Source organism: Cellulomonas fimi, assembly GCF_012952065.1.
Classification (GTDB): Bacteria; Actinomycetota; Actinomycetes; order Actinomycetales; family Cellulomonadaceae; genus Pengzhenrongella; species Pengzhenrongella fimi_A.
Window position 1 is genome coordinate 16257 of record NZ_JABCJJ010000032.1, and the last position, 11408, is coordinate 27664.

Sequence of the window (11408 nt, forward strand, 5' to 3'; positions counted from 1 at the left end):
TCAGGGACGCCGTCGTGCACGAGCCTGTGCGACCAGGGCCCGGGCCGCCTCGTCCCAGGTGGGGTGGGCGAAGGTGAACCCCGCGTCGAGCAGGCGGCGCGGCACCACGCGACGGCTCTTCAGCAGGAGCTCGGTGTCGGTGCGCAGCGTGAACGCCCCGACCTCCGCCATGAACCGGGTGGCGGGCAGCCCAGGGCGTCCGCCCCACGCAGCCCGGAGCGAGCGCATCAGGTCGCGCTGCTGCACCGGGTCCGGCGCGGCGACGATGACCGGCCCGGCGAGGTCCTCTCGCTCGAGGAGCAGCTCCACGGCCCGGACGAAGTCACCCCCGTGGATCCAGGACACGTGCTGCCGACCACCCGCGACCGGCCCTCCGAGCCCGAGCCGCGCCATCCAGGACAGGTAGTCGAAGACGCCGCCGCGGTCTGGTGTCATCACCATGGCCGTGCGCAGGGCCACGCGGCGGGTGGCGGGGACCTCGGTCTCTGCCTGGGCGGCCTCCCACCGACGGGCGATGCGGACGCTGTACTCCCAGGAGAGGGGGACGTCGGGCTCCTCGCCGCCGAGGATGCCGTTCGTCTCGTCGTGCGGCAGGTCGTCGGCCCGGCTGCGGGCATCGGCGTAGATCGTCGCCGTGCTCATCTGCAGCCACACCGCGGGCGGTCGCGCGGCGCGAGCGATCGCCTCACCCACCACGCGCGCGGAGTCGACCCGGGAGTCCATCATCTGCCGCAGGTTCGCATCGGTGTAGCGGCAGCTGACGCTCCGCCCCGCGAGGTTGACGACGGCGTCGGCGCCGTCGAGCTCGTCCGCCCACGCGCCCAGGGTCCGGCCGTCCCAGACGGCGTGGCGGACGCCGTCCTCGAGCTGCTCGGGCCGGCGGCTCAGCACCGTGACGTCGTCACCGCGCGCCGCCAAGGCCCGCCGCAGCACCGCACCGACCTGGCCCGTACCGCCCGGGATGACGACCTTCACCCCGGCAGCGTAGAGGGCCCGTCGACCGCGTGGCGGTAGGCGGCGCAGGCGGACACGGGCGAACACAGGGAACGGTGCCTGGCGCGGTTTCCACAGGCGATGAAAATGTGCATTCATCCACAGGTTCGCTGAGGCGCTGGTGGACATTGATACTCCTTTCCCTGCGATAGCGGCGAATGTCAGTGGCGGTGTCTAGAGTTTCTTCGAGAACGCAGGCCGGGTATTTCTCGTACGGAAGGGGTCCGGTGAACATCGACGCTGATGGGACGTCCGGGTCGCGCCGCGAGGGCGCCGGGGCGCTGGGGCGCTCGACGGTGGGTGGGCTGGTCGGTGAGCAGGTGGCGGCGATCGCCGCGGCGGTGGAGACGCTGGCCGGGGTGCAGGCGCGGGATCTGTCCAGCGCGCAGGCTGTCGAGCTGTTCGGTGTGGTGCATGAGCTGGCGGATCGGTTGGCGGCGGTCGCTGTCCAGGTGCTGCCGGTGATCGAGGCGGACGGGTTGTGGGCGACGTCGGGCGCCAGGTCGTTCCCGGCCTGGGTGGCGCGGCGGGCGGATGTCGGCGTGGGGCGGGCGAGGCGGATGACCCGGCTGGGTCGGGCGCTACGCGACGAGCTGCCCGCGACGGCGGCCGCCGTGGTCGCCGCCGGGCCGGAGCGGGTGAGCGTGGAGGCGGCGGAGATCCTCACGAGCGTCGCGGCGACCAGCGCTGCCAGGCGTGAGGTGCTGGCCGACGCCTCTCACCCGTGCAACGAGGAGTTTCTGGTCGGGCAGGCCCGGGTGGTCGGGCCGGACCGGCTGCGCGTACTGGCCCGCCGGTGGGCGGCGGCGGCCGACCCGGACGCGGACGACCGTGGGTACAAGGACGCGGCCGAGCGGGAGTTCTTCGACCTGGCCCCGACCACCGGCGGGTGCCACCTGTCCGGGTTCCTGACCGTCGAGCACGGCCAGGCGCTGGTCGTCGCCCTGGACGCGGTGACCGGGGTCCCCGCGGCGGACGACATGCGCACGAGCAGTCAGCGCCGCGCCGCCGCTCTCCATGACCTGGCCAGGATCACCCTCGACGAAGGGCTGGCCGGCGCGGGCGCCGTGGTCCGGCCGCACCTGAGCGTCCTGGTCGACTACCCCACCCTGCTCACCGTCACCGGCCACCCCGCGCCCGTGCCCGCACCCGTGCCCGCACCCCCACCCGCATCCCCGCCCGCACGCGTAGGCGCAGCCGCGGAGGCAACCGTTGTCGCAGGTACCTGCGCAGGGCACGGCGCCACGCCCGACGGACCACGCCTTCCGCGGCCCGCGGCGCGGCCCGCGCCGGCGGTGTTCGAGGACGGCCACCCGGTTCCGCGCGCTGTGCTCGACAAGCTGCTGTGCGACAGCGAGGTCACCCGGATCGTCTTCGGCCCCGACTCCCAGCTGCTGGATGTCGGCCGGACGCGTCGCACGTACACCGGGCACCTGCGCCGCGCGATCGTCGCTCGCGACCAGCACTGCCAGTACCCCACCTGCCACGCCCCACCACGACGCTGCGAGGCCCACCACACCGAGCACTGGGCCCGCGACCACGGCAGCACCGACGCCACCACCGGCGTCCTGCTGTGCTGGCACCACCACGAACGCGTCCACGAACAAGGAACCGAGATCCGGTGGAGACCGGACGGCGGCGGGTGGGACTTCACCGACCGCCACGGCTTGCCCTTGCGACAATGACGACTCCTACCCGAGCGCCCACTCGTGCATCACCGGGGTCGCGGGCGTCGTGCTGTCGAAGTTCGTGCGTCGCAGAGATCGACTGCACGGTCCCGAGCCTGACCGGGCGGGGTGACCGGCACTTCGCGACGCCGACTGATCGACTCGGTCGCTCGCCACAACGTCCGCGCGACCTGCGACGGGCCGAGGGCCGGCCCCCCGTTCGGGAGACCGCCCTCGCCGTCGTGCAGCAGTGCAGTGCAGCGCCGTGCTGGTGCAGCGGCCTCGCTCAGGCCGCCGTGCGACCGAGCCCGGCGAACTGCCAGCCCGCCGCACGCCACTGCGCCGGGCGCAGCTTGCCGCGCGCGTCGATCATGCGCGGGACCGTGGTGAGTGCGGCGAGCCGCGCGGCGTCGGCCACGAGGAACTCGTCCCACTCGGTCAGCATGAGCACGACGTCGGTGCCCTCCACGGCCTCGTCGACCGAGGTCGCGTACGACAGCGTCGGGAAGCTCCGGCGGGCCGTGTCACCGGCCTGCGGGTCGAACACCGTGACCTGCGCGCCGCGCAGGTGCAGCGCGGCCGCCACGTTGAGCGCGGGCGAGTCGCGCACGTCGTCGGTCTCGGGCTTGAACGCCGCCCCGAGGACGCCGACGCGACGGTTGAGGACCGAGCCGCCGCACGCGTCCATGGCCATCTGGATCACGCGCTCGCGCTGGCCCATGTTGATCTCGTCGACCTGCTGGAGCAGCTGCGCCGCACGGTGGGCACCGAGCTCGTTCGAGCGATGCATGAGCGCCCGGATGTCCTTCGGCAGGCAGCCGCCGCCGAAGCCGAGGCCCGCGTTGAGGAACTGGCGACCGATGCGGACGTCGTGGCCCAGCGCGTCGGCGAGCACCGTGACGTCGGCGCCCGCGGCCTCGCAGACCGACGCGATCGCGTTGATGAACGAGATCTTGGTCGCGAGGAAGGCGTTGGCGCTGACCTTGACGAGCTCTGCCGTCGGCAGGTCGCAGACAACGACCGGGGTGCCTTCGGCGATCGGCGCCGCGTAGACCTCGCGCAGCAGTGCCTCGGACCGGTCGGTGACGCCGCCGAGCACGATGCGGTCGGGGTGCAGCGTGTCCTCGACCGCCTTGCCCTCGCGCAGGAACTCGGGGTTCCACACGAGCTCGGCCTCGACGCCCGCCGGGACGAGCGTCGCGACGAGCTCGCGCAGCGCCGCGGCCGTGCCGACCGGGACGGTCGACTTGCCGACGATGAGGGCGTCCTTGGTGAGGTTCTCCGCGATCACCGTCGCCGCCGAGCGGACGAACCGCAGGTCGGCCGCGTGGCTCGTCTTCTCCTGCGGCGTGCCGACGCAGATGAAGTGCACGTCGCCCCAGGCCGCGGCCTGGGCGAGGTCGGTCGAGAAGGTCAGACGGCCCGACGCGAGCTGCTTCTCGAGCAGCTCCGGGAGTCCGGGCTCGTAGAACGGCACCTTGCCCAGGGCGAGCGAGGCGATCTTGTCGGCGTCGGTGTCGACGCCGACGACCTCGAAGCCGAGCTCGGCCATCGCGACCGCGTGCGTCGCGCCGAGGTAGCCCGTGCCGAACACGCTGATCCTCGGCCGAGCGTCGGCGTTCACATCGGCGTTCACATCGGGGTTCACATCGGCGTTCACGTCGGCGCTCGTGTGTGCCGCGGTGACAGGGGTGGTCTTCTTGCTGGTCATGATCGTGTTCCTCAGCAGGTGGGTGTTCAGGGGGTGAATGTTCAGGAGGTGGGGCTGTTCAGCGGGAGGCCACCGATGCGGGCGGCCGGGGTGGCGATGCCCGTGACGAAGGCGTCGAGCGAGTCGCGTCGGGAGTCCACTCGCCAGTCGTTGGTGAGCAGCTCACCACCGGCCCAGGTGCTGACGGCGAGGTTGAACCAGCTGAACCCGATGATGTCGGCGTTCTCCGGTGCGGCGAGGCCCGCGAAGAAGCTGTCGACCCACTGAGGCTTGCTGTTGCCGATCTCGGACGCGCCGACCTCGGTGAGCAGGATCGGCTTGTCGCTCAGTCGGCGCAGCTGGTCGAGGCTCCGGTCGAACGTGTACTCGAACGTCGGGACCTGGCCGTCCTTGTACGGCGGCCGGTAGTACCCCGACACCCCGACCCAGTCGACGAACCCGTCGCCGGGGTACAGCCCGGCGAGCGCCTCGAGGCTCTGCTTCGACGAGGGCAGGTTGTTGACGATGTTCGGCGACCAGACCCAGATGACCTGGTCGTTGGCGCCCTCCTGCTCGAAGATCGCATGCACGCGCTGCCAGACCTTGACGTAGTCGCCGAGGCTGTTGCCGTTGATCGACTGACCCTTGCCGTCGACCTCCGACCACGGGTACCAGGTGCCGTTCATCTCGTGGTTGAGCCGGATCGCCAGGGGCAGCCCGAGCGCCTTGATGTCGCGGGCGTACTGGCGCAGGTACTCGTCGTACGAGCCGGCGAGGATCACCGGCAGGCTGAACTGCGGGTCGTCCACCTGGTCGTTCGCGGCGGTGAGCGGGCGCGACTCCCACGTCAGCAGGGGGAGCATGCCGCGCTCCCACGCCCGGACGACCGCGTCGGGCCGGAAGCCCTGGTCCCAGCCGCCGAAGTAGCCGACCATGCTGGGCAGCCGCCCGACCTGCGTCGCGGTGTCGTCGAACGTGGCCCAGTTGAACGGCGCCTGCTCGGTGTACATGCCGTAGTAGCGCGTCGCGGGGCTGAGCAGCTCCGCCTTGCTCGGCGCGCTCGGCAGCGTGGGTCCCGTCTCGGCGACGGGTGCGGTGGCCGCGGCGTTGCGCGCCGCGCCCGCACCCGACCCGGACCGGCCGGACGAGCGCGAGGAGGTGTCCTTCGTGCTCGTGCTCGTGCGGCGCGACGTGTCTGCCTTCGCCTGCGCGTCGGTAGCGGCTCGCTCGGCAGCCGACCGGTCGGCGGCGGCCTGCGCCTCGGCGGCCTCCTGCGCCTCGCGCTGCGCCTGCCGCTCGGTCTGGGCCTTCGCCTGCGACTTCTGCATGGACTCGTTGAGGCCCTCGGCCGACCACAGCGCCTGCTGCAGCTCCTCGTTCTCCCGGGCGAGCCGCAGCTCCTCGGCGGTCGGGGGTGCGTCCTCGGCGCCGACGAGCGTGCTCACGGCCGGCGAGTTCCAGACGACGACGGTGACGACGACCAGCGCCGCCGCGAGGATCGCCGTCGCGATCCGGGCGCGGACGGTCATCCGGCCCATGGTCGGGGCCCACCAGGCGCGGCCCGTGGGGGCGGTGGCGCCTGCGGGGGTCGTGTGATCAGACATAGAGCAGTGCCTCCAGGGCGAAGATGACGACGGCGATCGCGTAGGGGATGGCCGCGAGCGGGTTGGGCCGACGACGGCGCGGGGCCGGGGCGGCGACCGCGGCCGCAGGGGCCTGGGTCTCCCGGCGGGTGCGGACGGCCAGCCCGCCGCCCGCGGTCTGGCGGTCGACGACGTCGACGGGGGCGTCGTCGGGCAGGGACTCCAGCTGCTGCATGAGGTCGGCGGAGTCGCTGCCCGACGTCGCGCCGCCCGACACCTCGCTGCCGCCACCGGCGTAGGCGCCGGCCCGGGTGCCCCAGCCGCTCGCGTGCGCCATCCGCAGGAACCCGAGCAGGCGGACCGGCATGAGGAAGAACGTCGAGACGATGATGAAGATCGGCAGGCGGAAGAAGTCGCTCGGGACCTCCTGCAGGTGGCGGATCTGGCGGACCGCCATGGACAGCACGGACGACACCACCATGAGCCCGAGGACCCAGAACCAGCCGGCCTGGGTGCCCTGCGTCTCGAGGATCGCCTCGTAGAGGTTGACGCCCGTCCCGGTCGCCGAGCGGTAGACCCAGCCCGCGATCGTCCCGATCAGCAGGAACGGGAGCACGATGTCGGCGAGGAAGAACAGGGCCAGGATCGGCGCGTGCCCGAGCATCCACGGCAGCATGCGCAGGGTGTTGTACTGGCTGCCGCGCGCCCAGCGGAGCTGCTGCTTGAACAGCTTCTTCACCTGCAGCGGAGCGTCGGTGTAGACGAGGCTCGTGTGCTGGTAGACGGTCCGGTACCCCTCCTTGAGGGTGAGGTTCGTCAGCGTGCGGTCGTCGGAGACCTCGAGGAACACCCCGAGGAAGCGCTCGGTCATGAACTTGTCCATGACGCGCATGAGGATCTCGCGGCGGAACGCGATCGTGCGGCCGGGGAGGCAGCCGACCTGACCCAGCACCGACTGGGCGGGCATCGAGTAGAGCGCTCGGGAGTTCTCGAGCCAGTCGGCCCAGCGGGTGATCCAGCTGCGCTCGGGCTCGAGGATCCGCTGCCGGGTCGTGACCCCGCCGATCGAGGTGTCCGCGAACGGCTTCACCAGCTCGGACAGCGTGCCGTCGGTCCACACCGTGTCCGAGTCGAGCAGCACGGTGATGTCGAAGCGCGACAGCTCGGTGCCGATCTTGACGGCGTTGCGCTTGCCCGGCACAGGGGTGTGGACCCAGCGGACGAGCGGGGCGAACTCCTCGCAGACGCCCTGGAGCCCGGGGTTGGGCGCGCCGTTGATGACGACGATGACCTCGTCGGGGCGCTGCTCGGTGACGCGCCGAAGCACGTCACGGAACAGGTCGAGCGGCTCGTCCACCACGGGGACGATGACGCTGGTCGTGGCGTGGTGGTCGCCGGTGAACGGGCGGTAGCGGCGTGAGATCACGACCTTGAGCAGCCACAGGAGCCACACGAGGCCGGAGAACACGGCGAAGAGGTAGAACTCCGCGCGCTCGTCGAGCATGTGACGGAGCTGCAGGATGAAGATGAACACGCTGTCCTCGGGGGATCGGAGCCAGTGGGGATGCGACCGAGCTCTCGGCGACGTCGGCGAGGCGGCGATGGGCGGCGCGAGCCGCCCGACGTGTCGCAGGACGTGGCTCGGCCAGGTCTCCGGATGGTTTCCGGACCGGACCGCCTCAGCCCCCTGCGGCGGCGGTGGACCTCCCGCTCGGTGGAGCCGCGGGATTGGTGTAACCATCACTGGTCATGGGCCCGATGACCAAGCGAAATCGGCTCTGTTACCGAGAATTGTTGCGAGGTTCACACGCGCGGCTGGATGTATGTCCAGGTATGCGCGGAAATGGGTGCCAGGGCAATCAGGACGGGGGGACGCACTTCGGTCAATGCGGCTGCATGGAATCCGACGTACCGGCGTCGCGCCCGGCGCCCGGCTCCGGGCGCACCCGTGCCGCCGTCCACGCGAACATCTCGTCGAAGAAGCGCTGCCGCGCGACGGGACCTGACAACGCGAGGTCGTGGACGCCGTCGGGGATCTGCACGATCGTCACGTCAGGCCCGAGACCCGGTGCCCGCGCCACCATGTGCTCGACGCCGAGCACGCTGTCGGTCGTCCCGAGGTCGGGGTGCCAGCGGTCGTAGGGGCCGCTCGCCGTCGAGCAGCAGACCAGCACGGGCACGTCGATCTCGAGGCCCTGGGCGATCCGCCGGTGCGCGCGTCGCACGGTGCGCAGCCACCCGGCGCGCACGGGGAAGCCCTGGTGCGGCTTCCAGGTGAGGTCGAAGTCCCACGCACCGCCCGACTCACGGTGGAGGCTCCTGCCGTCGTCGGCCCCGATCGCCGATCACGAGCGTGGGCGCGACCCGCCTGACCACGTCGAGCGTGCGGGTCACCGGCCCCCGGTAGAATTGCGGACGGTTCAGCTCGAACCACGGTCTGTTGAGCACGACGGCGTCGGTAACCCGTGCACGTACCGCACGGCTCCACGTGGGGGCCCGACGACGTCGCGCCGCACCAGGGTCGCGACCACCTCGCCCCTCCGCGTCGGGCCGGAGCGGGATCGTCCGTGCGGTCCAGCCGGGCCTCAGGAACCGGCGCCCCACTCTCGCCGGCGCATCGGTGCGGCTGCGTCGCGGACTCGCAACCGTTTGTCCTCCGGACACCCGTGCGATGCTGCGGTGCCCGGAGGGCGAACGTTGTCCACGTGCGAAGCGACTACCTGTTAGAGATGCGCCTCGATCGGTTACGCCGTCGCGTCAGAGCGATCCACCGCCACAGCAGTGCGATCACCAAGACGACTACCAGCACCGCGACGATGAGGTAGATCTCTGAGGTCCTCAGCATGCTCTCCGACCCTTCTCTTCGTCAGCCGATGTGGACAGTAGCGGAGGTTCCCTTCACACGGAGTTCGGTCCACGTCGTGAACGACATCGGGAGAACCCCTCCCGGCTGGACGGAGTACTGAAGGCGCCCGACTGCAGGCAGCGACCCACTCTGAGTAGTTCGCGGCCGTGTCAGTTGAACGTTCGAGTACGTTCCGCCGAAGACAAGGATCGAATGACTGTAAACATTCGAGATTCTCGCCGTAGTTCCCTTGTAAACGTTGTAGTCAGCGCGGAAACTGTCGTACATCATAATACCACTGTACTCCACCTTGCAATTGGAGTAGTAGACGTACGAGCCGGACGACGAGCGATAGCACTCTGAGATGAAGGCCCCCTGCAACTGCGCGAGGGGGTCCTTGACGGTCATGACGCGAGGCGCCTGGACCGTCACTTCGTTAACGGATCCATCGGCATAGACCTGTCGTGTCTCGGTCCCTCCGGGGCGGGTAACAGTCTCGGTCGAGACAGGCGTAGCGCCCGGGCTCATCGAGTCGGGCAGAACGCCGCTCTCCAGCTTCGTGATCAACGCATCGCTCGTCAATGCATCGATTCCGAGTGTTGCCATCTGGTCGCGCATCTCCTGCGCAGCCTCGTCCGTGAAAGCAGTTGAAGCCCCAGCGGGCGCTGCTACCGCAGTTGCGGCCATAACGCCTGACGTGAGTAGCGCCAAGAACTTCCAGCGTCGCATGTGGCACCTCCTGTACCCGTGACGGCATCTCCGCCCCTCGATTTCCGAAGGCTGCCAGACACGGTCCGGGGCCGTTTGGCGGCTCTTCCTACTTGAGGTGGGAGTGGGTGAGTCCGCCGCCGACCAGCAGCATGCGTAGCCGGTAGTTGTCGTAGTTGCGGAAGCCGCGTGCGACGCGGCGGTGGAGCTCGATCAGTCCGTTGATCGCTTCGGCGCCGCCGTTGTTGGAGCGGGCGGTGTCGAAGTAGGCCAGGAACGGTGCCTGCCACTGCTTGAGCGTCTTGCCCAGACGTCTGATCTCGGGGATGGGGCAGGTGAGGAAGGAGGTGAGGACCTTCTCGGCGATCTTGCGGCCCTCGCGGAGGTTCTCGCACCGGTAGGCCTCTCGGAGCCGCTGAGCGCAGAGCCAGGCCACGTAGACCTCCTCGTAGCGTTCGTCGGCACCGATCGCCTGGTCGAGTCGGCGCTTCTGCTTGTCGGTGAGCTTCTCGGCACCACAGCGCAGGATCAACCGGATCCCGTAGAGCGGGTCGCCCTTGCGGCCGCGGTGGCCGTGGACGTCTTGTTGGACGCGGCGGCGCACGTCGTCGACCGCGGCGCCGCCGAGCTTGACGATGTGGAACGCGTCGGCGACCGCGACAGCGTCCTCGAGCTGATCGACGATGGCGTTCTTGTAGCCGTGGAACGGGTCCAGGGTCGCCACGGTGATGCCGTCGCGGAACGCGGTGTTGCGAGCCTTGAGCCAGTCGGCGTACGCGGGTCCAGATCGTCCGGGGACCAGATCCAGCAGCCGCGCCCGAACACGTGGTTTCCCTTTCCTGTCTGGGTGTCTGGTCAGATCGACCATGCCGGTCAGCTCCTTCGGGCCACGCCCACCCTCAGCGACCGGTCGGGTCGAGACGTGGTGCCACACGTGCTCATCGACCCCGAGGGTGGAGACACCGGCGAAGCGGGTCTCATCAGCAGCCATCGCCTCCAGCAGGGGCTTGATCGAGGTCCACACCGTGTTCCAGCTCGTGCCGAGCTGACGGGCCAGGCCCGCGACGCTGGCGTGCTCGCGGCGGATCTGGTTGATCGCCCACCATGCGGCCCGCACCGTCAACAGAGCCCGGGGTGGCGCGAGGTTGTGATGCTGCTCGGTAATCGACTTGGTCGCACACAGGGCCTCCTCGCAGCGCCAGGTCCGCTTGCGCCAGACAAGCTCGACCGGCCGGCCGAAGCAGGGCACGTCGACCAGATGCACATCGCGCCGGCCGTGGCTACCGACGATCACACCGCAGGTCGGGCAGCCCATCATCTGCCGCGCAGACTCCACCACCACCCGCAACCCGGCCTCGAGACGGGCGACCTCGATGACGTGGAACCCCTCAAGGCCGACCAACAGGTCGCAGGACTCGCAGTAGGAGGAATCTGGGCACGGGCGCGCACGACGGCACACCGTAGGCTCGGACATCGTCGAGGCCTTCCGGCTCGGGAGCTTGGTCGCTCCGAACTCTGGAAGGCCTCGACCCGTCTCCAGGTCAGCCCGTCACCGCGAGTCGCTCACACCCACCCCAGGTAGGAAGAGCCCGTTTGGCGATCGATATAACATTTAGGGCACAATAGTGTGACTGCCAGTGATGCGCTTTGTGACCCACGCCCGGCCCCAGAACCGTTTGACGTGTGTCGGTCGAGGAGCGCGAGTGGCGTCCCGCAGGGTGGTGTGCGACGGCTTGACATCGGCCCTCGTCGGTGCAGGCCCCGTAGACGTAGAGCTGGCCATCGCGCTTCGGCAGAGCATTTGAGCGCCCTGCGGGCGCATCGTGGGTGGGGAAGATGGCGCTGGGATGTGGCGGTTGCCTCGGGCTCGCCGGTGGGTTCATCGTGGTCGGGTCGGTCCCGGTCAACGCCGGAACGCCTCT

Annotated in this window: 8 protein-coding genes; 1 reads left to right on the forward strand and 7 read right to left on the reverse strand. The window is 70.1% G+C overall.

Annotated elements, in window-relative coordinates; all coding sequences use genetic code 11:
* Positions 1-975 (reverse strand): epimerase, encoded by a 975-nt coding sequence (locus HIR71_RS14285; protein WP_169325741.1) that lies wholly within the window; start codon positions 973-975, stop codon positions 1-3.
* A gap of 245 nt (positions 976-1220) precedes the next feature.
* On the opposite strand from HIR71_RS14285, the gene HIR71_RS14290 reads away from it, so the two are divergent.
* Positions 1221-2678 (forward strand): HNH endonuclease signature motif containing protein, encoded by a 1458-nt coding sequence (locus HIR71_RS14290; RefSeq protein ID WP_169325742.1) that lies wholly within the window; start codon positions 1221-1223, stop codon positions 2676-2678.
* A 268-nt stretch (positions 2679-2946) separates the two neighbouring features.
* Here HIR71_RS14290 and HIR71_RS14295 read toward each other — a convergent pair whose 3' ends face one another.
* The 6 genes from HIR71_RS14295 to HIR71_RS14320 form a co-directional block, all read right to left on the reverse strand.
* Positions 2947-4371 (reverse strand): UDP-glucose dehydrogenase family protein, encoded by a 1425-nt coding sequence (locus HIR71_RS14295; RefSeq protein ID WP_169325743.1) that lies wholly within the window; start codon positions 4369-4371, stop codon positions 2947-2949.
* 41 nt (positions 4372-4412) lie between these two features.
* On the reverse strand, positions 4413-5879 hold the full coding sequence (locus tag HIR71_RS14300) for a glycoside hydrolase family 26 protein (RefSeq protein ID WP_249051889.1): 1467 nt from the start codon (positions 5877-5879) through the stop codon (positions 4413-4415).
* A 67-nt stretch (positions 5880-5946) separates the two neighbouring features.
* Positions 5947-7467, reverse strand: coding sequence for a glycosyltransferase family 2 protein (locus HIR71_RS14305; RefSeq protein WP_169325745.1), 1521 nt, complete (start codon positions 7465-7467; stop codon positions 5947-5949).
* A gap of 349 nt (positions 7468-7816) precedes the next feature.
* Positions 7817-8182: an alpha/beta fold hydrolase gene (locus HIR71_RS14310; protein ID WP_169325746.1), complete on the reverse strand. Its 366-nt coding sequence runs from the start codon at positions 8180-8182 to the stop codon at positions 7817-7819.
* A gap of 617 nt (positions 8183-8799) precedes the next feature.
* Complete coding sequence (locus HIR71_RS14315) at positions 8800-9507, reverse strand: hypothetical protein (protein ID WP_169325747.1); 708 nt, start codon at positions 9505-9507, stop codon at positions 8800-8802.
* An 88-nt stretch (positions 9508-9595) separates the two neighbouring features.
* Complete coding sequence (locus HIR71_RS14320) at positions 9596-10960, reverse strand: ISL3 family transposase (protein ID WP_249051890.1); 1365 nt, start codon at positions 10958-10960, stop codon at positions 9596-9598.
* Positions 10961-11408: the final 448 nt, after the last annotated feature.